This window comes from Roseococcus sp. SDR (assembly GCF_019083995.1).
GTDB lineage: Bacteria > Pseudomonadota > Alphaproteobacteria > Acetobacterales > Acetobacteraceae > Roseococcus.
Window position 1 is genome coordinate 226485 of sequence record NZ_JAHRCU010000004.1, and the last position, 23518, is coordinate 250002.

Here is a 23518-nt window from a genome sequence, read left to right on the forward strand (position 1 = left end):
CGCAAGCCTAATTTTCTTGCTTTGTTCCGTTCTGCCCAGGGGCCTCACCCCTCGGGCTTGCGTGCCTCGGCACCCCCCGGCTCGCCGGGCAGGGCAAAGCCCGCGATGGCCTGCCAGACGCGCAGCACGAAGGCATCGTCCCGCCCGCCCTGGCCGATGGCGCGCTGCGCCACGAAGAGCTGCAAGGCCTGGGCGGCAAGCGGCACGGGCAGCTGCGACTCGCGCGCCATGGCCTCCACCAGGCCGAGATCCTTCACGAAGATGTCGCCCGCGCTGAGCGGCGTGTCGTCGCCCGCCAGGACATGCGCCATGCGATTTTTGAACATCCAGGAAGCGCCGGCGGCACCGTTCACCACGCCATAGACGGTGTGCGGATCGAGCCCCGCGCGCAGCGCCAGCGCCATGGCTTCCGCGGCGGCGGCGATGTGCACGCCGGCGAGGAGCTGGTGCACGACCTTCATCGCCGCCCCCTGCCCCGGCTCGGCGCCCAGGTTCCAGACCTGGCCGGCCACAGCATCGAGCATGGGCTTGGCGGCGGCGAAGGCGGCTTCGCTGCCGGAGGCCATCACCGTCATCCGCCCCTCGCGCGCCGCGACGGCGCCGCCGGAGACGGGGGCATCGAGGTAGAGCAGGCCGAGCGATGCGGCCTCGGCGGCGAGGCGCTTCGCATCGGCCGGCGCCATGGTGGCCGAGCAGATGACGACGCCGCCGGGGGCTAGGCGCTGGGCCGCACCTTCTTCGCCGTAAAGCGCGCGCTCGGCCTGGGCGGCGTTCACCGTCAGCACGAGGACGGCATCCTGGCCGGCATCGAGATCGGCGCCGCGCGCCACGGCGCGGTTGCCGAAGGCGGTGCGTGCCTTCTCGCTCGGGTCCACGCCCGTGACATCGAGCCCGGCGCGCAGCGCGCTCGTCGCGGCGCCGCCCCCCATGCTGCCCAGGCCGATCACCGCCACCTTCATGCTGCCGCTCCCTCTCGCATTCCCAGAGCATGATGCGTTGAGGCGGGATCGCCGAAACGCTGAATCATCCTCTCAACACTGGTCAGGCCGCGCGGCGTGAACGCATGTGAACGTCGCGCGGTCTGGCAGCCTTGGGCCGGGCGGCGGGCAGCGTCAACCGGTGGCGCGGGCCCAGACGGCGGCGGCGGCGGCCGCACCGTCGCGCATCACCTCCGCCAGGTCGCAGCGGGTGGGGCGGCCGTCCTCGACCACCACTTCGCCCTCGACGATGACGTGGCTGACATCGCGCCCCTGGCCCGTATGCACCAGCGTGCCGAGCGGGTCGTTGTGCGGCACGAGATGCGGGCGGGCGAGGTTGATGATCGTGAGGTCCGCCAGGAAGCCTGGCGCCACGCGGCCCAACTCATGGCCGAGGCCCATGGCATTGGCGCCCGCCTGCGTCGCGGCATGCAGCATGTGCTCGGGCTGCCACGAATCCTCGACGCGGCCGGTCTGGATGCGGCCCATGCAGAGGCCCCAGCGCATCGCCTCCACCATGTCGCCATGGCGGTTGTCGGTGGACAGCGTGATCCTGGCACCTGCTTCGGCCAGCGCGCGAGTCGGCGCATAGCGGCCGGATGCGGCGTTGTTCTTGGGGATATGGGCGACATGGACGCCGGCCGCGCCCAGGGCCGCGATGTCGCTCTCCGTCACATGGATGCAGTGTGCCGCCACCAGACGGTCATGCAGCATGCCGAGGCGGGCCAGCAATTCCACGGGCGTGCAGCCCTCACGCTCGGCCACGCGCTTCAATTCGGCCGGGCTCTGGCAGAGATGCGTCTGCAGCCGCAGGTCATGCCGGGCCGCGAGCTCGCGCAGCTGTTCCAGATAGGGCGTGGAGCAGGTGTCGGGTGCGTGGGGGGCGAGCTGGATGCCCATGCGGGGCTTTCCGTGGAAGCGGGCGATCATCTCCTCCGCCTCCTCGATCATGGCCGCGCCGATCGCCTCCTTGTGCTCCCAGCTTCCTTCCAGCACGGCGTCGAAATCCACGTCATGCAGCCGGTTGCAGCCCCAGACGCGCAGGCCGAGATCGGCGATGGCGGGCATGCTGTGCCGCGCATGCACATAGACATCGTTGATCATGGTGCAGCCGCCGAGCAGCGCCTCCAGCGCGCCGAGCCTCGCCAGCGCCACCGTCTCATCGGGGGTGAGCATCTGCGCCTGGGGCACGCCCTTCGTGTAGGAGGGGGCGAAGCCCATATCCTCCGCCGTGCCGCGCACCATCACCAGCGCGCTGTGCAGATGCGTGTTGATCAGCCCGGGCACGGCGAGATGGCCCGCGAGGTTCAGGCGGCGATCCGCCGTCATGCCGGGTTCGGCCGCGACGAAGCGGCCGTCGCGGATGGCGATGCGCGCATCCGTTACCGGCGCCTCGAAGCCGGAGGGGATGAGCGTCACGCCCTCGATCAGCAGGTCACAATGCGGCATGCGCTCCCTCTCCCGGCTTGCTGGGGTGAGACAAGCGCGCCCGCCCGTGGGCGTCCAGGGCCGGGTCGCGGCCTGGAGACCCCGCTTTCCGCGGTATCGTCGGCTTTCCGCAAACTCACCGGAGGTGCAGGAACCTGAGGTTCCTGCCGGGGTGCTCGAGGGGCTGGTCTTTACTATACCGTCAACCTACCCAACGAAGCTCGCAGGTTCAAATTGGGGACGCGCAGACAGCTTGATTTGCTGCTGGTCGCCTGACCGAGACAGGGACAGGCGCATCAGGAATGGGAGGCGTGCGGCCCCAGCAGTTCCATGTGCCTCGCTAACCTTCCCATCAGGGATCAACCACCGCGCATCATGGGCCTGTGCGTAAGCCCCAATCCCGGAACGACCTCACGCCGGGCAGCCGCGCGACCCCGATCATCGAGCGCGGAGTGCTCGACCACCGCATCCACATGCGCCAGGTGGTGCCGGACGGCGGCGGCGAAGCACCTGGACGGTCGTCGCGCCGTAGAAGCGGGCCTTGCCGAAGGCGACAGCGGGATACGCGGCCAGCCGCGCCTGCAAGGTGCAAGCGACATGTCCCTGCCGTGGCTGCCGGACGCGGGCGAGCGACCTCCGGGCGCCGACGTGCGCCGGCACAGCGACGTGACGATCAAGCCGAAGCAGGACATGGCCGCGCCCTCCGGCACCAAGGCCGGTGCGCGGCACACCGGGATGGCGTTGGCGCTGGCAGGGCCCTCGAGCGGTCTCAGGGCGAGTTGGAGCGCGGCGATGTCGCGCGTGAGGTGATCTCGGCCAGCAGGGCCGCCGCTTCCCGGTCGCGCGGGTCCAAGGCCAGCGCGGCCCGCGCATGCGCCTCGGCTTGCACCAGGCGCCCCCGGTCGCGCTCAAGCGCAGCCGCCGCGATGAGGCTCTCGCGATGCCGCGGGTTGCGGGCGAGCACGCCGATCGCCTCCTCGGTGCGTCCCTGGCGATGCAGCGCAAGCGCATGGGCATAGGCATAGTGCGGCCGCTCTGGCGCGAGCCTGGCCGCGGCCGCCAAGGCCTCGGTCGCCTCGCCCAGCCGGCCCCGCCGGACCTGCAGAAGCGCCAGCGCATAGATCGGTTCGGCATCAGCCGGGTGCGCGGCCACGGCGCGCCGCAGCAGGGCTTCCGCCGCGTCCGGCTGGCCGCGCGCTTCCTCGAAGGCCGCCTGGTTCACGAGTGCGGGCAGGAACGCAGGGTCGCGCGCCAGGGCGGCGCGATACGCGGCCTCGGCCCCGGCGCGATCGCCGCGCTGGGCGAGCAGTGCCGCGATGTTCACATGCGCCTCCGGTCGCTCCGCTGATACGGCCTCGCTGGCCAGCAGTTCCGCCCAGGCGCGTGCGAAGGCCGGACGCGCCGCTTCGGGCAGCGCGTCGGGCGGCACCGGTGCGAGCGCGCGCGCGGCCTCGATGCGCACCAGCCGTACGTCGTCGGACAGGAGCCGCACGGCGTGCAGACGATTCTGCGGCGGCAGCCCCTCAAGGGCGCGCAAGGCCGCCGCGCGCACCAGGGGCTCGGGGTCCAGCAGCGTGCCGCCCACCGCCTCGCCCACCGCGCGGCTCGGCCGGGCAGGCAGCAGCGAGAGCGCCGTGGCGCGCAGGATGGCCGGGTGCGCGCGGTCGAGCGCGAGCCGGGCCAGGGCCTGGTCGGCGCCTGGCGCGGCTTCCCGGCCCGCATGGATCGCCAGCGCCGGATGCGCCGGGCCGCGCGGGGGACCGTGCCAGGCAGCGAGTTGCGCCGCCGCCCAGGCCTGGGTCTGACCCGCATGGCAGGTCGTGCAGACATCGGGCGCCCCGATCGCCGCCGAGACATCGGGCCGCGGGATGCTGAAGGCGTGGTCGCGCCGCCGGTCCACGCCCATGTAGGTGACGGCAGGCATGTGGCATGCGACGCATTGAGCCCCTGCCCCACCCGAGGCGTGGCGATGATGCTCTGTCGCCTCGAAGCGGCTGGGCAGGTGGCATTGCGTGCAGACCGCGTTGCCCTCGGCGCGCAGCCGCCCGGTATGCGGCTGGTGGCAATCCGCGCAGACCACGCCGGCGCGCTGCATCCGGCTCTGCGCGAAGCTGCCCCATTCGAAGACTTCGCCCTGGATCTGGCCATCGGCGTGGTACTCGCCGCGCGCCAGCAGCAGCGGCGCATGGGTGTCCAGGAAGCGCTGCCCGGGCGGCGGATCGGGCACCAGCGGGCGCGCGCGGGCATGGCAGGGCGCGCAGGTCTCGGTGCCCGCCTGGGTCGCTTGCCGCGGCGGCCCTTCCCAGCGCGCGATCCCGCGCGCGTCGCCCTCCGCGAAGCGCCAGCCGCCGCCGGATCGGTCGCGCAGCATGACCTCAAGCCCATGATGCGCCACGCCTGGGCGCGCGCCGTCGCGCGCCCAGGCGACATGGGCGGCGCCGCGGCCGTGGCAGGATTCGCAGCCGACGCTGATCTCGGTCCAGCGCGTATCGTAGCGATCGCGCGCCGCGTCGTAGCCGCGCACCAGGCCGGTCGAATGGCAGGAGGCGCACATGAAGTTCCAGTTCTGGTCGCGTCCGGTCCAATGCAGCGGATCACCGGCGCGCAGCGGCTCGTCCGGCAGGAGGTGATACCAGCGTTGCCCACCCTCCTCGCGCGGCCGGCTGTCCCAGGCCCAGGGCAGGACCTGGCGGCGCCCATCGGGCATCAGGACAAGATACTGCTGCAGCGGATCGGCGCCGAAGGTCTCGGTGACCGCGAAATCCGCAACGGCGCCGCCCGGGCCGTCGGTCCGGACCAGCCTGCGGTCGCCGTCGCGCAGGAAGGTGGCGTTGTGCCGTCCATCGGTCACGCTGAGGCCGGAGAAGTCGCCCAGCACGGTCTCCGGCGCGGCCGCCGCCATGGCGCGCGCATGATCGCTCGCCTGCCAATCCGCGTATTCCCGCGCATGGCACGCGCCGCATGTGGCCGAGCCGACGAATCCTGCGCGCGCCGCCTCGCGGGCCCTGGGCTCAGCCGGCGCGGTGACCAGCGCCGCGATGAGGAAGGGCAGCAGGATCATGGCGAGCAAGGCCAGGGAGCCAGCCAGGCGCCGCGCCATCGTCGGCGGGGGCGACGCGTCGGGAAGCCTGGGCGCCATTGTCGGATCCGGCGTCAGGACCGAAGGGGCAGAAGGCATCGCCCGCCGGACGGGGCCGCCGACATCCTCGCGGGCGGCCACGGCTCCCCTCTCAGTTCGCCCGCCGCTGGCGCCGGGCCATCTCCTCCTCCAGCGCCCTGAGCGAGGCCGGCGTGATGGTGCTCTCGCCCAGGTCGATGGTCAGCCGGCGGATCCGCCCCGTGAAGGGGTTGGGCGAGGTGTAGTCGCGGTCATCGACCGAGGTGCCGGTGTCGAGGCCGACGTCGAAGGTCTCATCCCAGGCGACGGTGAAGGGCAGCGTGTTCGGCAGCGCGCGCTGCGCCACCTGCGTGCCGTTGACCGTCAGCGTGCCGGTGCCGCCGCGCCCGAAGGGCAACCCCTGCGGCTCCATCTGCCAGTCGAAGACCAGCGTGTGCCGGCCCGGGGGCAGCGCCGCCGGCGCCTCCCAGCGGTGGTTCCGCGTGCCGAGGAAGTTCCAGTTGAACACTGGGCGCCCCTGAACGAGGTAGAAGGCATAGCCGGAGAAGCGGCCGCCCTGCGTCACGAGCACGCCATTTGCCCCGCCTTGCGGCACCTCGATCTCGGCGGTGACGCGGTAGGAGCGATTGAGCAGGCTCGGCGCCGCGCTGCCCTGGATCGAGTTCACTGGGCCGCTGTAGGTGAACTGGCGACGCCCGGCCGCGGGGCCGGGCCGCGCCGAGATGAGCCGCGTCAGGGTGGAGTTGTCGAGCGGCAGCACCTGGTAGCGCGTCGCCTCCGCCAGAAACAGGTCCTGCAACGCGCGCAGCCGTGCCGGTTCCCGCGCGGCAAGGTTGTTCATCTGCGTCGGGTCCTCGGCGAGGTTGTAGAGTTCCCACGTGTAGCCGTTCATCACGTCCGCCGGCTTGGGCGACTGCGAATCCCAGGGCGGGACGGGCGGCGTGGTGCTGGCCATCCAGCCGTCATGATAGATGGCGCGGTTGCCCATGATCTCGAAATACTGCGTGCGCCGGCGGGACGGCGCATCGCGGTTCGCCGCGTCGAAGGTGTAGGCCATGCTGACGCCCTCGATGGGCCGCTGCGTGACGCCGTTCACCATGTTGGGCGCCTGGATGCCGACGGCCTCCAGGATGGTCGGCACCACGTCGATGACGTGGTGGAACTGGTGGCGAATGCCGCCACGCTCCGCGATGCGGCGGGGCCAGGAGATGGCCATGCCATTGCGCGTGCCGCCGAGATGCGAGGCGATCTGCTTCGTCCAGCGGTAGGGCGTATTGAGCGCGAAGGTCCAGCCGATCGACATGTGGTTGTAGGTGCGGTCATTCCCCCAGTCATCGAGGAAGGGCATCATCTGGTCGACCGTGAAGAATGTGCCGTTGAACCAGGCCACCTCGTTCACCGTGCCGTCGGGCCCGCCTTCCGCGCTGCCGCCATTGTCGCCGCTGATGTAGATGATCAGGGTGTTGTCGATCTGGCCGGCATCCTCCACCGCCTGGATCACCCGCCCGATCTCATGGTCGGTATAGGCGAGGTAGGCGGCATAGACCTCCATCTGCCGGGCGTAGAGCCGCCGCTGGTTGTCCGAGAGGCTCTCCCAGCGCGGAACGTATTCGGGCAGGGGCGGCAATTGCGCATTGGCCGGGATCACCCCCAGGCGGCGCTGGTTCTCGAAGATGCGCTGCCGCAGGACTTCCCACCCACCGTCGAACTGCCCGCGGAACCGGGCGATCCATTCGGGCGTGGCATGGTGCGGCGCATGCGCGCCGCCCGGGGCGTAGTGGATGAACCAGGGGCGGTTGGGCGCCACCGAGGTGGTGAGACGAATGTGGTTGATGGCGTCATCGGCCATGGCCGTCGTCAGGTTCCAGCCAGGAACGCCGACATTCGGATGGATGGGTGTGGTGTTGCGGAACAGGTTGCCGGGCTGCCACTGGCTCGTGTCGCCACCGACGAAGCCGTAGAAATAGTCATAGCCCTGCCCGGTCGGCCAGTTGCGGAACGGACCGGCCGGCGTCGACTCCCAGGTCGGCACATTGTGGTTCTTGCCGAACCACGAGGTGGCGTAGCCGACCTCGCGCAGCACCGCCGCGACATGGGCGGTCTCGGGCGGGACGATCGAGTTGTAGCCGGGGAAGCCGGTCGTCAGCTCGGAGATCACGCCGGCGCCGACCGAATGGTGGTTGCGGCCCGTCAGCAGGGCCGCCCGCGTGGGCGAGCACAGCGCCGTGGTGTGGAACTGGGTGTAGCGCAGCCCCGCCTGCGCCACGCGCTCCAGCGCGGGCGTGGGAACGACGCCGCCGAAGGTGGAGGGCGCGCCGAAGCCGACATCATCGGTCAGGATGACGAGGACATTGGGCGCGCCTTCCGGCGCGGCGATCTGGGGCGGCCAGGCGACCTGGCTGTCGCCCACATTGGGCATGATCGCGCCGGTGAAGGGGGGTGTGGGCGCCGGCAGGCTGAAGCTGTTCGGCGTCATCACGGCGTCGGGGGCGCCGGGCGCGCCGCGAATTTCCTGCGCGACCGCCCCTGTGGTCATGGCGACCATCGCCAGCCCGCCCAACAACAGGCCGCGGAGTTTCGTGCTCAACCTGGTCATCCGTTCTGGCTCCACTGGGACACGCCCGGCGACCAAATCGATTGGCGGAGACGTCGCCCGGCTCTCCAAAACTGTCCCACACCGCTTGCGCGGTCGGTAGAAGCTCTCACTATCCAGATCGGGCAAACTCAGGCGGCCCGGGGGCCATGCCGGCGCGCCAGGGTCTGGGACGGTGTCTCGCCGAAGAGCGCGCGATAATCCCGCGCAAAATAGCCGAAGTGCCAGAAGCCGTGCGACAGCGCGACCGACTTCACCTGGCGCTTGGCCCCCTCATCCTCCTGGAGGGCACGACGGGCCAGCACGAGGCGGCGCATCTTCAGGTAGGCGACAGGACTGAGACCCAGGACGGCGACGAACGCGTCCTGCAGCTTCCGCCGCGACACAGCCAGCGCCTCGCAGAGCTCGTCGCGGGTGATGGGCCTGGCAAGGTGAGCGCGAAGGAACTCCTCGGCGCCGCGCACCACGCGCAGAGCCTCGCGCGTTGCACGCCCCGGGGTGAGGGCCACGGCATCGCCGGTCAGGGCGGAGGCGACCATCTCGCGCATGGACAGCGCAAGGATCCTCGCACAATCCGGGCGCCCCAGGACGTCCGGCGGGGCATCCACCAGCGCGGCCGCCCCTGCATAGGCCGCGGCCAGTGCCGCAGCCGCGGCCGGATCGAGCGCCAGAAGGCGGACCGAACCCGTGACGTGCCCGGGCATGGGCGCCAATTCGGCCAATTCCTCCAAATAGCCCGCCGGAAAAGCGATCGCCCCCCATTCGAGGGGATCGGGAGCGTAGGCCAGGAACTCAGCGCCGCCGGGTGCCAGGAGGACGTCCGTCGGCTTGAGCATGGTGCCGTTCAAGCTTGGCGGAACGCCATCGCAGCGGCGCGGAAAGACCAGTCCGACGATGCCGGGGTCAAAGGCGGCCCGAGCGATGTGGGCCCCGTCCTCGGCGAGTTGGATCACCGTATCGCCCAGACAAACGACCCGAAGTGTGCCCGAGAAAGGCTGGCCCGGGATGGGCAGATACTCGAACTGCCCGCCGAGCAGGTCCGCCGCGAAATCCTCCGGCTGGGCGAAGCGGCGAAACCCGACAGCGGTCCCTTCTCCGACTGCATGCAGCATGCGGCTTCCCCCCTCCCCGCTTTCGTCGCGGCAGCGCGGCCCTCGACGCGCCTGCGTGAAGCTGCGCGCTTCACGCTCTGCAATTCTGGCACAGGGTGTGTTCGACCCGATACGGGATTGATCGCATGCGTTAATGTTTCCTGCCGCTGTCGCGACAGCCGCCTTGCGTAAGGTCGAGGTGAGGCAGGCGCGGGTCCGTGAGCATGCTCGGCGGTCCCTCTCGCACACGCTACGGGGCTTGGCGGCCTGGAGCCAAGACGGACGAAGAGCGCCCCCTCATGCGGCGTGACGGAACCAAGCTGCTGCAGGGCGTCAATGACCCGCGCTCGTGGGGGTCCCGCTCGCTTCCGCAACCGCTCCTGCTCCGGGGGTTCAGGGCAAAAGGCCGCTGACCTGTTCGGTCGGCTGCGTTTTTTGGGATGCGGGGACGCGCAGACACCTTGATTTGCTGCTGGTGGCATAACGAGGTGCGTACACGCCACTACACCCTTACGTCACCATCCTGCGCTGAGATGCCAAGGGCGGCGCCTATCCAAAGACCAAGAGCCACCCCCTCCCTCGGACATACTTTGTCATGTTCCAGAGGGGCCCCGTCGCACAGCCATGGCTAAACCGGGACTCTGCGGAGTTCCCTGATGCGCCTTCTGCTGCTTCTCATCCTCTCGTTCGGCCTCGCCGCGCCTCTCCAGGCCCATCCGGGCCATGATGAGCAGGCACCGCCCGTTGCCGCCGCCCTGCCCCGCACCGAGGCGCATAGCGAGGCCTTCGAGATCGTTGCCGTCCTTGGGCCTGGCGGCGTGCTAACCCTCTGGCTCGACCGCTGGGCGGACAATGCGCCGGTGGATGGTGCCATCTCGCTGACCATCGAGGGGCGGGAGGCCGCGGCCCAACGCCAGGGCATCGGCATCTTTGTCGCCCGGCACCCGGCGCTGGCCCAGGCCGGGCGGCGGGACATCGTCTTCACCGTGACCGCGGGCGATGAGATGGACCTGCTCACCGCGACACTGGACGTTCCGACGCCCCCTGGCCTTGCCGGTGGGAATGCGAGCCTGGCCGAATGGATCCAGGGCGCTCCCGTGCAGATCGGTGGCGGGATCGCGCTGCTACTGCTGGGCGTGCTGCTCGGCCGGGGTTCCGTTCGGCGCCCGCTCCCGCCCATGGTGGACCAGACGACCACGAGCGAGCCCGCCCCGTCACCGCAGCCGGCTCTCCCGCGCCGCGTCGCCGCCTTGGCCACGGCCTCCCTCCTAGTCGGCCTGGGTGCACCGGCCTGGTCGGAGACGGCATCGCCCGCATCGGCTCCGGCCGAAGCGCCCCGCCGGCTAGAGGATGGGGCGATCTTCCTGCCAAAGGCCTCCCAGCGCCTGCTGGCCATCCGCACGCAGTTGGCCGAGGCGGGCGAGGCTTCGGCCGCCGTCCGCATGGTGGGAACCCTGGTGCCGGACCCCAACGCCTCCGGGCGCGTCCAGCCGAGCCAAACCGGGCGGCTGGAACCAGGCGACCAAGGCTTCCCCACGCTCGGCCAGCGGGTGGAGCGCGGCCAGGTCCTCGCCTATGTCACGCCCACCTACACCGCGGCCGAGCGCGGCGGCCTGATCCAGAATGCCGCCGAACTGGACGCCCAGATCACCATCCTGGAGGCCCGGGTTCGGCGCCTGACCTCGCTGCGCGGCACCGTTGCCGAGCGCGAGATCCAGGATGCCCAGGCCGAGCTCGCCGGAGCCAGGCAGCGCCGCACGGCCATCCAGCCTGCGCTCTCCGGGCGCGAGCCGCTGGTGGCCCCCGTCGCCGGCATCGTCTCCACCGTGCGCGGCGCGGTCGGCCAGCTCGTGGACAGCGCCGTCACTGTCTTCGACATCGTGGACCCCTCGCGCCTCTGGGTGGAGGCGCTGGCCTTTGACCGCGCAGCGGTGGAGCGCGTCACGGGCGCCACCGCGACCCTCGCCGATGGCCGGGTGCTGGAACTCGGCTTCGTGGGCCGCGGCCTCACCGTCCGGCAACAGGCGATCCCGATGAACTTCCGCGTCGAGGCGCCGCCGGCGGATGCGCCCATCGGCGCCTCCGTCCTCGTCACGCTGCGCACGGCGCGCGGCGTGCAGGGGCTGGTGCTGCCGGCCGACGCCGTGGTGCGCTCAGCCGAAGGGCCGCCCGTCGTCTTCGAGCATGCCACGGCGGAACGCTTCCTGCCGCGCCAGGTGCGCGTGCAGCCGCTGGACGGCAGCCGTGTCGTGGTGACGGCCGGGCTCGAACCCGGGCGGCGCGTCGTGATCCAGGGTGCCGCGCTGATCGCGCAGGTGCGCTGAGCCATGTTCTTCAACGCCATCATCGGCTTCTCGCTGCGCAACCGGATCTTCGTGCTGGTCGCGGCCCTGCTGGTCACGGGCTACGGGCTCTTCACCGCCGCCCGCATGCCGGTGGATGTCTTCCCCGATCTCAACAAGCCCACCGTGACCCTGATGACCGAGGCGGAAGGCTACGCCCCGGAGGAGGTGGAGCAGCTCGTCTCCTTCCCGATCGAGACGGCGGTGAACGGCCTGCCGGGGGTGACGCGCGTGCGCTCCGTCTCCTCCGTCGGGCTCTCCATCGTCTATGTCGAGTTCGACTGGGGCGTGGACATCTGGCGCGCCCGGCAGCAGGTCAGTGAAAGGCTGAACCAGATCCAGTCCCAGCTGCCGCCGCGCGTCCTGCCGGCCATGGCGCCCGTCTCCTCCATCATGGGCGAGATCATGCTGGTGGCCGTCACGGCGCCCCCCGATGGCAGCGTGAACCCGATGCAGCTGCGCGAGCTGGCGGATTGGGTGATGCGCCCGCGCCTGCTCACCATTCCCGGCATCAGCCAGGTGATCCCGATGGGCGGCGAGGTGCGGCAGTTCCGCGTCATGCCTGACCTCGACCGCGTGCAGGCGCTGGCGCTCACGCATGTCGAGCTTCTGACGGCGCTCCGGCAATTCGGCGTGAATGCCGGTGGCGGCTATGTGGACCAGGCGGGGCGCGAGTTCCTGATCCGCAACATCGGTCGCACCACCGCCCTCGAGGATCTTCGCAACGCCACCGTCGCCTTCCGCGAGGGGCAGCCCATCGCGCTGCGCCAGGTGGCGAATGTGGACTACGCCCCCCGCGCCAAGCGCGGCGAGGCGGGGGTGGATGGCATGCCCGCGGTGATCCTCGCCATCTCGAAGCAGCCCGGCGCCGACACCATCCGCCTCACGCGCGCGGTGGAAGCGGCATTGCGCGAGTTGCAGGCCGGCATGCCCCGTGGTGTCACGGCCGACCGCGTGAAGTTCCGTCAGGCCGACTTCATCGAGCAATCCATCGCCAACCTGCAGCAGGTGCTGAAGGAGGCCTTCCTGGTCGTGGCGCTCGTCCTCTTCGCCTTCCTGCTGAATGTGAGGACGACCTTCATCTCGCTGACCGCGATCCCGCTTTCCATCCTGCTGACGGCGATCGTCTTCGCGGCCTTCGGGCTTTCCATCAACACCATGACACTGGGCGGCATCGCCATCGCGGTGGGCGAGCTGGTGGATGACGCCGTGGTGGATGTGGAGAACATCTTCCGCCGCCTGCGCGAGAACGCGGCGGCCCCTGCCCCGCGTCCGGCCATCGAGGTGGTGGCGACGGCCTCAGCCGAAGTGCGCTCGGGCATCGTCTATGCGACCTTCATCATCGTCCTGGTCTTCCTGCCACTCTTCGCGCTTTCGGGCATCGAGGGGCGGCTCTTCGCGCCGCTTGGCATCGCCTACATCGTCTCCATCCTCGCCTCGCTGCTGGTGGCGGTGACGGTGACGCCCGTCCTCTCCTATTGGCTCCTGCCGGGCCTGCGCGGGGCGGCGGGGCATGAGAGCTGGTTGGTGCGGGCACTGAAGCGCGGCAATGACGCCGCGCTGCGCTGGGCCTTCGGCCATCACGGGCTGGTGCTGGGCCTGGCTGGCGGCGGCGTGGCGCTGGCCGCGGCCAGCGCGCCCTTCCTGCCCCGCACCTTCCTGCCCCCCTTCAATGAAGGCACGGTGGTGGTCAGCCTGACCTACCAGCCCGGCATTTCGCTTGCGCAGAGCGATGCGCTGGGCCGCGTGGCCGAGCACCTGCTGCTCGCCATCCCCGAGGTGAAGGGCGTGGGCCGCCGCACCGGCCGCGCCGAACTCGACGAGCATGCCGAGGGCGTCCACTCCTCCGAGCTGGACCTCGACCTGCGCGAAGGCGGGCGACCGCGTGGGGAAGTCCTGGCCGAGATCCGCGCGCGCCTCTCCGCGCTGCCCGCCGCGGTCAATCTCGGCCAGCCCATCAGCCACCGGCTGGACCACATGCTCTCCGGCGTGCGGGCGCAGATCGCGCTCAAGGTCTTCGGCGACGATCTCGACACGCTGCGCACCCTGTCGGAGACGCTGCGCGCGCGCCTCGCCGCCCAAGTGCCGGGCCTGGCCGACCTCCAACTCGAACGCCAGGTACGCGTGCCGCAGTTGCGCATCGCCGTCGATCATGAGCGCGCGGCGCTCTACGGCGTCTCGGCCGCGACGCTGATGGAGGTGCTGCAATCGCTCACCAGCGGCACCGTCGTCAGCCAGATCACCGACGGCGTGCGCCGCTTCGACGTGGTGCTGCGCCTGGCTGATGAGGATCGCACCACCGCCCGCCTCGCCGAGGCGCTGGTCGAGACGCCGGGCGGGCGCGTGCCGCTGCGCATGCTGGCGCGCGTCGAGGAATCGGACGGCCCCAACCAGATCCTGCGCGAGGGTGCGCGCCGCCGCATGGTGGTGCTGGCCAACACCGCGCCGGGCGCCGACATGGCGGCCGTCATCGCAGGCATCCGCGCCGAACTCGCCCGCATGCCCCTGCCGCCGGGCTACGCCACCAGCCTGGAGGGCACCTTCCAGGCGCAGGAAGAGGCGATGCGGACCATCGCGGTGCTGGCCGCCATCTCGCTCTCGCTCATCTTCGTGGTGCTCTATTCACGCTACCGCTCGGCGGCGCTGGCGGCGATCATCATGGGCAATGTGCCGCTCGCCCTGATCGGCGCCGTGGCCGCCCTCTGGATCGCAGAGCAGCCGCTCTCGGTCGCGACGCTGGTGGGCTTCGTGACGCTGACCGGCATCACCACGCGCAACGGCATCCTGAAGGTCAGCCACTACCTCAACCTCGCCCTGCATGAGGGCGAGCGCTGGGGCCTGGCACTCATCCTGCGCGGCAGCGCCGAGCGGCTGACGCCGGTGCTGATGACGGCGCTCTCAGCCGGGCTAGCACTCATCCCGCTCGCCATCGGTGCGGATGCGCCGGGCAAGGAGATCCTGCATCCGGTCGCCATCACCATCCTGGGCGGGCTGGTGAGTGCGACGCTGCTCGACACCTTCGTCACGCCGCTCCTCTTCCACCGCTACGGCCGGCCCGCATTGGAGCGTCTGCGCCTGGAGACCGCCGCACCTGGGCCGAATGGCCGGGTGGCGGCCGAAACCTTCTGATAGGATAGGATGAAAGCCATGTTCCGTCGTCGCAGCCTCCCGCTTCTTGCCGCCGCCCTCGCCCCGCTTCCGGCCCTGGCGCATCTCCCGGCCGGCAGTCGTGGGCCCAACGGCGGGCAGGTGCAGGATATCGGCCCCTATCACGGCGAGATGCTGGCGAAGGATGGCGAGCTCACGCTGTTCCTTTTCGATCACAACGACCGGCCCGTGGCGGCCGCGGGCGCCTCGGGCAGCGCGGTCCTGCTGGCGGAGGGGCGCCAGCAGACGCTGCCCCTCACCCCACGTGCCGACGGCGCGGCGCTGGTGGCGACCGGCGAGTTCCGCGCGGCGCCCGGCCTGAGAGTCGTGGTGCAGCTTGTCCCCGGGCCCGGCCAGGCCCGCGCCCAGGCCCGGTTCACCCCGGCCGACCCGCCGCGATGAACGAGGCGGCGGAGCGGCGCCTGCTCGACCCCGAGGCGCATCTCCTCGTCGTCGAGGATGATGGCGAGATGCGCAACCTCGTCGCGCGCCTGCTGCGCGAGGCGGGCTTCCGCGTCTCTACCGCCCGCGATGGCCGCGCGATGTGGGAGGTGCTGGAGAGTCCGGCCGGTGCCCCAGACCTGATCCTGCTCGACGTGATGCTGCCCGGCCCCTCGGGGCTCGACCTTCTTCGCCGCCTGCGCGAGCGGCACCGCACGCCGGTGCTGATGCTCACCGCGCGCGGCGAGGAGATGGACCGCGTGTTGGGGCTCGAACTGGGTGCCGACGACTACGTCGCCAAGCCCTTCGCGCCGCGTGAGCTGGTGGCGCGCGTACGCGCCCTGCTGCGCCGCGCCGCCCCCGCCGATGCGACGCCGGCCGAGCGCACCCGCAGGATCGCCTTCGCGGGCTGGATGCTGGACACCGCGCGGCGGGAGCTGACCGCGCCCGATGGCGCCGCGGTGGACCTCTCGGGCGCGGAATATGACCTGCTGCTGGCCTTCCTGGAGCATCCCGGGCGCGTGCTCTCGCGCGAGCAGTTGCTGGAGGTCGCGCGGCGTCGGGTCAGCGTGGATCCTTTCGACCGCACGGTGGATGTGCAGGTCAGCCGCCTGCGCCGCAAGATCGAGCCGGAGGAGGGCAGCCCGGCCCTGATCAAGACCATCCGCGGCGCGGGCTATGTCCTCGTGGCCGAGGTGACGCGCGCATGAGGCGCCTGCGGCTCTGGCCCCGCACCCTGGCCGGACGCATCACGCTGCTGCTGATCGGCGGGCTGACGCTGCTGCATATCGGCAGCATGCTCGTGCATGAACGCGCTTTGCATGGCGCCGAGGCGGGCGCACGGGTGGAACGCCTGGCCGAGCGGCTTTCGGCCGCCGCCGCCGCCATCGCCCCGTTGCCCGAGGCGGCGCGCGATGCCGCCGCGCATGCGCTCTCGCTTCCGGGCGTCGAGCTGCATTGGGACCGTATGGCGCCGCTGCCGGACACGCCACCGCCCGAGGCGCTGGCCCGCGCCGCCAGCCGCATCGGGCCCGGCACGCGCATCGCCTGGGACCCGAAGGCGGAGCTAGGCCATCGCGCGGTCGGCGCCGTTCCGCTGGGCGGCGAGGGCTGGCTCAGCTTCTCCGCCTCCTGGATCGGGCCGGCCAGCCATGCGGCAGATGCCGGCAACGCCCTTGCTTCCATGCTCGCCATGGCGCTCGGCATCGCCCTCGCCTCGGTGCTCGTCGTGCGCTGGATCACGCGGCCGTTGCGGCGCCTGGCGGATGCGGCGGATGCCATCGGCCGTGACCTGCGCGCGCATCCGCTGCCGGAGGACGGCCCGCAGGAGGTGCGCCACGCGGCGCTCGCCTTCAACGCGATGCAGGGCCGCATCCGCCGCCTCGTCGAGGACCGGACGGAGGCCCTGGCCGCGATGAGCCACGACCTCCGCACGCCGCTGGCGCGGCTCAGGCTGCGCGCCGGCTTCCTGCCCGACAGCGAGGATCGCGCGCGAATGGAGGCCGACATCGCCGAGATGGAGGCGATGGTCGAACGCACGCTGGACTACATCCGCGAGGGGCGGGACGCCGAGCCGGCACGGCCGGCGGATCTCTCGGCCATCCTGCACACCCTGGCCGCAGATGCGGCGGATCTCGGCCATGATGTGATCTGCGAGGCGCCGGCGCGCGTCGTCCTGCCGCTGCGGCGGCTCGCGGCGAAGCGGGCGCTCTCCAACCTGCTGGACAATGCGCTGAACCATGGCGCGCCGCCCATCGGCCTGACGCTGCGCGACCATGGTGCGGAGGTGGTGGTGGAGATTTCCGATGCGGGGCCGGGCATCGCGGAGGCAGATCGCGCGCGGGCCCTCGCCCCCTTCAGCCAGTTGGATGCGGCGCGCGGCAAGGGCGGATCGGGCCTGGGGCTCGCCATCGCGGCGCGCTTCGCGGAGGCGAGCGGCGGCCGATTGGAGCTGGACGATGCGCCCGGCGGCGGGCTGCTCGCGCGGCTGGTTCTGCCGCGCGGATAACGCACCGGGGCCCCCTTGAACCTCCCACAAGGGGAAGCCCCAGCTTCCGGGGGACGGCGAAGGAGGCCGCACCCATGGTGACCATCTCGATCCCCAACATGACCTGCGGCGGCTGCGCGAAGGGCGTGCGGGCCACACTCCGGCAGGCGGCGCCGGATCTCGAGCTCGCGATTGATCTCGACCGCCGCGAGATCACCCTTGCCAGCGATGAACCCGCGGCCCTGGTCGCGGCGCTGCGGGCCGATGGCTGGCAGGCGGAGGCGCGCGGCTGAGGCCCCGGCTGCAACGCTATGTCATGCGCCTGCGCGGCAATGACGCACGCGAGGCGGCATCTTCGGCGATGGAAGGAACGCTCATGACCCATCACCCCACGGCGCCAGGCCTCGGCATGCTGGCGATTGGCCGGCGCTCCCTGGGTGGCGCGCTCGGCCTTTTGCTCGCGGGCGGGGCCACGGCGCAGAGCTTGCGCGTCGAAGTCTGGCGCGATCCGCATTGCGGCTGCTGCGGGGCCTGGGTCAAGCATCTGCGCGACGAGGGCTTCGCGGTGGATGACCGCATCGTCCCCTCGGTCGCGCCCATCCGCCGCATGCTCGGCACGCCGGGCGACCTGCTCTCCTGCCACGCTGCGCGCATCGCCGGCTTCGCGCTGGAGGGGCATGTGCCTGCCCTAGCGGTCCGCCGCCTCCTGGCGACGCGGCCCGAGGGCATCGTGGGCCTCGCCGTCCCGGCCATGCCCATCGGCTCACCCGGGATGGAGGTGCCGGGCCAGCCGCCCGAGACCTATGACGTCATCGGCTGGCGGGCGGATGGCTCGCACGCCCCGTTCATGCGCTTCACCGGCGCGCGCCCGGCGTGAGACCGCACGCCATCATCAACAACCACGCTGGAGACTCGACATGGCACGCATGATTCGCTTCACCGCCGCCGCCCTCCTGGCCATGGGCCTGACGGGCGGCGCCATCGCGCAAACCCCCTCCGCGACCGGCACGGATCATGGGGCACACCATCCCGCTGCCCCGGCACCAGCGGCGCCCGCCCCTGCGCCTGGGGGGATGATGGGACAACGCGGCATGATGGGCGCCCATGCCGGGATGATGGGCCAGGGCGGCATGATGCATCATCACCGCATGGGCGGGGCCAGCATGCAGCCCTTCCGGCGCATCGAGGGACAAATCGCCTTCTTCCGCGCGGAGCTGCGCATCACCGAAGTCCAGGCGCCGCAATGGAACGGCTTCGCCGATGCCGTGCGCGCCCAGGCCGAGCGGCTGCGCGGCGCGATGGAGGCGGCGATGCCCAGCACGCCCGCCCCGCTCTCCGCCCCGCAGCAGATGGAACGCCGCATCGCGCTCGCCACGGCGCATCTCGATGCGATGCGCGCCGTCAGCGCCGCCGCCGGCCCGCTCTACGCGGCGCTCACCGAGGAGCAGCGGCGCACGGCCGATGAGCTGATGGCCGAGCATATGCGGCCCATGCGGATGCGCTGAGGCCAGCGCCATTCGGCCGTTGCGGGAGCATCGCGCGACCGCCCCCGCCCCATGAACGCCTGCCCTGGCGACACGATCCCCCGGATGGCGAAGCCCGGGACAGCAAGGTCACTCCACCCCTTGCGCCCGCCAGACCGAGCTGCCGTTGGTCTTTGCCGTCACTGCCGCGTGGGTAAGCCTGGCCGTGCCCGCCACGTTCACCGGCACGGCCGGCTGCAAAGGCGCGACACGCCTTGGGCCTGCTGCGCGGTCAGCATCCGAAGAACACGTCCAGCCGCGTGATCCTGCGCGAACTCGCGCGAACACAGACCACGGCAGCCATGCCACGGCAGGCAGGCCCCATGTTAGGCCCGGTCTTGGTTCAGGGAGGTCTCCACGGCATCGAGCAGGCTCCGGCGCGTGAAGGGCTTGGCGACGACGCTGATCTTCAGGTCATCCAGCCGCTCCAGCCCGGGCGCATAGCCCGACATGAGCAGGATCCGCAGCGATGGATCCATGGACCGCAACACACGAGCGAGGCTGAGCCCATCCACATTGTCCGGCATCATCACATCCGAGAGCACGAGATCGAAGTCACGATCCTCATTGAAGATCCGCAGCGCCTCGTCGCCGCCGGACGCCACCACGACGGAAAACCCCGCCCGCGTCAGGAAGTGTTCGACGAGGTGGCGGATCTCGGCCTCGTCATCCACGACGAGGATGCGGGCCGGCCGGCCGGTGGGCGCAGCATCATCCACGCGGCCCGTCCGGCTCCGCTCGCTTGCGGGCGCCGCCTCGATTCGGGCCAACGCGGCGAGGACCGGCAGGAAGAGGTTGACCGTCGTCCCCGCGCCCGGGGCGGTATCGATCGTCACATGGCCGCGCAATTGCCGCATGAGGCCAAAGACCTGGGACAGACCGAGGCCCGAGCCCTCGCCCTCCGCCTTGGTGGTGAAGAACGGCTCGAAGACGCGTGCGGCGACCTCGCGCGTCATGCCGGTTCCGTTGTCCCGCAGGGAAATCACGATGAAGGGGCCGGGCCGGGCCGCGGGGTTCTCCACCAGCTCCGTGGCGCTGAGCTCGGTCAGCGCGGCCGAGAGCAGCAGGGAACCGCCAGGTTCCGTCGCATCCCGCGCATTGGCCACGAGATTGCCAAGACAGGCCGTCAACTGCGCGACATCCGCCTCGCAATCCGGCAGGCCGGGGGCGATGTCGAAGCGCAGGTGACGCGCCGGCGTGGCGATCTGCTGCAGCAGTTCGGCCAGGTTGCGGAGGAAGGGCTCGACCCGGATCGTCTCGATCTGCAGCACCTGCGTCCGCGCATAGGTCAGCAGGCTCGCGGCAAGATGCGCGCCCGCCTCGGTCGCCTTGCGGGCCGCCGCCAGGGCGCGGAGGCTGGCCGCGTCATGCCGCTCGCGGCTGAGCGTCTCGAGATTGCCCATGACCACGGTGAGCAGGTTGTTAAAGTCATGCGCGATGCCGCGCGCCATGCGGCCCAGCGCTTCCAGGGACCGCGCCTCCTGCAGCCTCTGCTGCATCGCTTCGCGCAGCTCGCTTTCCTCCCGCAGCCGGTTCAGCGCCGCCTGGCGGTCGGCCAGGCTGCGGGAGATCAGCCAGGTGATGCCGCAGAGCAGCAGGATGACCACGAGCGTTGCGAGCCCCTGCTGCAGCATCCGCAGGCGCCAGGCGGCGAGATGCATGGGCATGTTCGCGCCATAGCCTACATAGACGTCGAAATCGCCGATGCGCCGATAGGCATAGACGCGCCGGACGCCGTCGAGCGAAGAGACCCCCTGGAAGCGCCCGCCCGCCGGCTCCTCCGCGATGGCTAGCAGCGTGGGGCTGGAGGGCGAGAGACGGTTGGGCAAGGGGGCCACCGGGAAGCGGGCCAGCATCGTGCCGTCGCTCCGGAAGATCGAGGCGGCACCGGCCCGCTCGCGATCCACCAGTTCGAAATATTGCTCGAAATAGCGTGGGCTGATGGCCACGTGGATGATGCCGGCGAAGCTTCCATCCGCTGAGAGCCGGCGGCGGCTCAGCGCGAAGGAGGGCTGCCCGGTGGACCGGCCGATGTAGCGGGCGCTGACGAATTTCGGGCGGTCCGCGTCGCGCTGCGCCTCGAAATACTCGAAGCCGGTGACGTTCAGGCCGGGCGGCCATGCGATGCTGCCGGCAGCGACCGTGCCATCCGCATCGGTGATCCAGATAGACACGGTCTGCGCGAGGCGTTCGGCCAGGGTCGCAAGCCGGCGATTCATGGCGGGCGAGCTGATCTCCGCCGCCGCCGTCTCCCGGACCATGTCGTTCACCAGGTCCAGGACGAGCTCCTGCGTCTCGAAGACCTTCTGCGCATGCTCGTGCATCACGGCGATGGTGCCATCCACATGGCGCTCCGCGTCATTCCAGACACGCCGGTGGCTCTCGATGCCGTTCGCGACGAACACGGCCGCCGGCAGGAGCACCGACAGGGCGAAGAGCAGGCGGAGATAGCCCTGGACGGTCATGCGCGGGCCGCCGCGAGCCATGGAGGCCCGTCCCGCCCGACCTTCAGGGCATGGCAGGGTTTCGGGAGGGTGAAGGGGATGGAGGCGGCGTTCGGGGCGGTGGAGCGAAAGCGGGGGAAAGTCGGTCTAGTCACCCCATGGCCTCTGCTCGCGCGTGCCGGCCCGCGCGGCCATGGCCGCGGCCGCGAGCGCGGCGGCGAGGCTGCCCCGCCGGTAGGGCTTGGGCAGCAGCGTGGCACCCCGGCTGAGCATGATCCGGCTGACGCGATGATCCGCATTGTGCCCGCTGGTGAAGACGATGGGTATGCTGGGCCGGATGCGCTGCACATGCTCGGCCAGCTCGCCGCCGCTCATCCCGCCCGGCAGGATCACATCGGTGAAGAGGATGTCCACCTGGCCGCCGCCATCCACCACGCTCAGGGCCGCCTCGGCACTGGGGACGGCGATGATGTCATACCCAAGACCGCTGATCACCCGTTCCGCATGCTGCCGCACCGGCTCATCATCCTCGACCACGAGCACGCGGACCGGCGTGGGCGCCGGTGCCTCCGGGGGTGCCGGCGACGGCATCGGGTAGCCCGGCAGGCAGAGGCGGATGACCATGGGCTGGCCCGGCGGGCCGCCCTCCAGAAGGGCGTCGCCACCCGCGGCGCGGCAGAAGCGTTGCAGCGCGCTCCGCCAGCTCTCGCCCAGCGCGCGCTCGCGCCAATCGGGCTCGGCGCAGGGCAGGCCGCCGGTGATCCGCAGCTCGGCGAAGCTGCCGCCCGGCAGGTCGCCGCACGGTCCCTCGAGCATGGCGCACCGCAGCCGGATCGGCTCACCCGGCCGGGGCGTGAGGGCATCGAGGACATTGCCGATCAGATCCGAGAGCGCGACCGGATCGCAGAGCAGCGCCGGCCCCTCCCCCGGCCCGTCGAGCGCGATCGGCGTCAGGCCCGGGGCGCGGCGCATGGCCTGGATGCCGCGCAGCACCTGGCCGCTGTCACAGCGGCCCGCGCGGAAGATCTCGCCGTTCAGGCTCGCCATCATGCCGCGCATCAGGCGCGCGGCACGCTCGGTCGCGAGCAGGCCCAGGGCCGCAGCCTCGCGCGCCTGGGTGGGGTCGGGCGCGGCCTCGTGGATGTCGTCCAGACGGCCCGCGATGATGGCGAGCAGGTTGTTCATCGCATGGGCGATGGCGAAGGCCTGGTCGAACGGGATGGAGACGTCGGGGCGCGTCGCGGTCATGGCGCGGCAGCCTGCACATCCTGAACCGGCAGGCGCAGGGTCAGCCTTGCGCCACCGCGGGCACTGCGGCCGGCCTCCAGATGGCCGCCCAGCGCGGTGGCGAAGGCGCGGACGCTGGCGAGGCCGAGCGGCTGCCGCCCGCCCGAACGGCCAGGCGCCAGAAACCCGCCACCGGGGAAGGCGAGCTCGGCGGCGGGCAGGCCCGGCCCATCATCCTCCACCGTCACCCGCAGCCAGGCGAAGCCGGGCCAGGCCGGGGTGCCCTCGCGCTCGGCGCGCAACGCCACGGTCCCGCCGGGCGGGGCGGCGGCCAGGGCATTGTCCAGCAGCTGCGCGATCGCGGCGTCGAAGGCCCCCGGATCCACCAGCGGCGTGCCGAGATCGGGCGCGAGCGACAGCTCCAGCCGCGCGGCCTCCGCCCCGGATGGCGCGGCCTTCCGGACGAGCCGCGTGAGCTGGGCATGGGGGTCGCAGCGCCCCGGCCCCGGGCGACGCGCGCGACCCAGCCGCAGGGTCTTGCGGGTCAGGCCATCGAGCCGCTCCGCCGCGCGTAGGATCAGCTGGGCGGAGACCTGGGCATCCGCCGGCAGACCTTCCGTCTCGAGCAGCATCTCCGCATTGCCCAGCACCGCGGTCAGCGCGTTGTTGACGGCGTGACACACCGCGCCGGCGGTGCCGATCATCGCATCGAGCCGGGCCGCGGCCAGGCGCTCGGCGACACGCGCCGCGGACCCGCAACGCGCGATGGAGAGCAGCGCGTGGCATTCGCGCGCGCCATCATCCAGCAGGGTGAGGCAGATGGAGGCCACCCCTGCGTCGGTCATGACGTCGTGCCAGGAGGTGCCGCCCGCGCGCAGCGCCTCCACGATCCAGCTGGCGCAGCAGCGCGCCGCCTCCGGCCCCAGGGCGGCCTGGAGCACGGCCTGGACAAGCGCCGCGCCTTCGACCGCGGCGCGGTCCTCCGCGCCCAGGGCCGGCCGGCCGGGCAGCCTGACGCTGTGGCGTTCAGGAATGTCGCTTGGCGCGCGATCAGCGATGCGGTTGCTCATCATGCCTTCACAGGATTGCGCGACCCGGGGAAGGTAGCGGCGCGGCATTCTGGGCCCGCGGGCTGCCAAACATGTGTCACGAAGGGCCATGATTTGTAGGGCAGTGTAGGGGCAGGGTCTGCCCCTGTCC

At 71.4% G+C, this 23518-nt stretch carries 16 protein-coding genes; 8 read left to right on the plus strand and 8 right to left on the minus strand.

Annotated features, from left to right (window positions below; all coding sequences use genetic code 11):
- Positions 1–44: 44 nt before the first annotated feature.
- The 5 genes from ltnD to KTR66_RS06940 form a co-directional block, all read right to left on the minus strand.
- A complete protein-coding gene (ltnD, locus tag KTR66_RS06920) occupies positions 45–959 on the minus strand; it encodes an L-threonate dehydrogenase (RefSeq protein ID WP_213611767.1) in 915 nt (304 codons plus the stop codon).
- Between the two features lie 153 nt (positions 960–1112).
- On the minus strand, positions 1113–2426 hold the full coding sequence (locus tag KTR66_RS06925) for an amidohydrolase family protein (RefSeq protein ID WP_213611768.1): 1314 nt from the start codon (positions 2424–2426) through the stop codon (positions 1113–1115).
- Between the two features lie 748 nt (positions 2427–3174).
- On the minus strand, positions 3175–5544 hold the full coding sequence (locus KTR66_RS06930; RefSeq protein WP_213611769.1) for a cytochrome c3 family protein: 2370 nt from the start codon (positions 5542–5544) through the stop codon (positions 3175–3177).
- Positions 5545–5635: 91 nt separating this feature from the next.
- On the minus strand, positions 5636–8110 hold the full coding sequence (locus KTR66_RS06935; protein WP_213611770.1) for an arylsulfatase: 2475 nt from the start codon (positions 8108–8110) through the stop codon (positions 5636–5638).
- A gap of 137 nt (positions 8111–8247) precedes the next feature.
- Positions 8248–9228 (minus strand): helix-turn-helix domain-containing protein, encoded by a 981-nt coding sequence (locus KTR66_RS06940; RefSeq protein WP_213611771.1) that lies wholly within the window; start codon positions 9226–9228, stop codon positions 8248–8250.
- 635 nt (positions 9229–9863) lie between these two features.
- Here KTR66_RS06940 and KTR66_RS06945 point away from each other — a divergent pair.
- The 8 genes from KTR66_RS06945 to KTR66_RS06980 all read left to right on the plus strand — a co-directional run bounded on the left by KTR66_RS06945 (position 9864) and on the right by KTR66_RS06980 (position 18629).
- Complete coding sequence (locus KTR66_RS06945; RefSeq protein ID WP_213611772.1) at positions 9864–11531, plus strand: efflux RND transporter periplasmic adaptor subunit; 1668 nt, start codon at positions 9864–9866, stop codon at positions 11529–11531.
- A gap of 3 nt (positions 11532–11534) precedes the next feature.
- On the plus strand, positions 11535–14678 hold the full coding sequence (locus KTR66_RS06950) for an efflux RND transporter permease subunit (protein WP_213611773.1): 3144 nt from the start codon (positions 11535–11537) through the stop codon (positions 14676–14678).
- An 18-nt stretch (positions 14679–14696) separates the two neighbouring features.
- Entirely contained in the window at positions 14697–15098 is a 402-nt protein-coding gene (locus tag KTR66_RS06955; protein ID WP_213611774.1) for a hypothetical protein, read from the plus strand.
- The gene (locus KTR66_RS06960; protein ID WP_213611775.1) at positions 15095–15847 is read left to right on the plus strand and encodes a response regulator; all 753 of its coding nucleotides are present in this window, start codon (positions 15095–15097) and stop codon (positions 15845–15847) included. Before KTR66_RS06955 ends, KTR66_RS06960 begins: the two co-directional genes overlap by 4 nt.
- Complete coding sequence (locus tag KTR66_RS06965) at positions 15844–17145, plus strand: ATP-binding protein (RefSeq protein WP_213611776.1); 1302 nt, start codon at positions 15844–15846, stop codon at positions 17143–17145. Before KTR66_RS06960 ends, KTR66_RS06965 begins: the two co-directional genes overlap by 4 nt.
- A 74-nt stretch (positions 17146–17219) precedes the next feature.
- Entirely contained in the window at positions 17220–17417 is a 198-nt protein-coding gene (locus KTR66_RS06970) for a heavy-metal-associated domain-containing protein (protein WP_213611777.1), read from the plus strand.
- Positions 17418–17500: 83 nt separating this feature from the next.
- The gene (locus KTR66_RS06975) at positions 17501–18001 is read left to right on the plus strand and encodes a DUF411 domain-containing protein (RefSeq protein WP_249731901.1); all 501 of its coding nucleotides are present in this window, start codon (positions 17501–17503) and stop codon (positions 17999–18001) included.
- Between the two features lie 40 nt (positions 18002–18041).
- The gene (locus KTR66_RS06980) at positions 18042–18629 is read left to right on the plus strand and encodes a Spy/CpxP family protein refolding chaperone (protein WP_213611778.1); all 588 of its coding nucleotides are present in this window, start codon (positions 18042–18044) and stop codon (positions 18627–18629) included.
- 344 nt (positions 18630–18973) lie between these two features.
- Here the strand turns inward: KTR66_RS06980 and KTR66_RS06985 are convergent, their stop codons facing one another.
- The 3 genes from KTR66_RS06985 to KTR66_RS06995 form a co-directional block, all read right to left on the minus strand.
- On the minus strand, positions 18974–21133 hold the full coding sequence (locus KTR66_RS06985; RefSeq protein ID WP_213611780.1) for a hybrid sensor histidine kinase/response regulator: 2160 nt from the start codon (positions 21131–21133) through the stop codon (positions 18974–18976).
- A 105-nt stretch (positions 21134–21238) separates the two neighbouring features.
- Entirely contained in the window at positions 21239–22339 is a 1101-nt protein-coding gene (locus KTR66_RS06990) for a response regulator (protein ID WP_213611782.1), read from the minus strand.
- Positions 22336–23388 (minus strand): sensor histidine kinase KdpD, encoded by a 1053-nt coding sequence (locus KTR66_RS06995; protein ID WP_213611784.1) that lies wholly within the window; start codon positions 23386–23388, stop codon positions 22336–22338. Before KTR66_RS06995 ends, KTR66_RS06990 begins: the two co-directional genes overlap by 4 nt.
- Positions 23389–23518 lie beyond the last annotated feature (130 nt).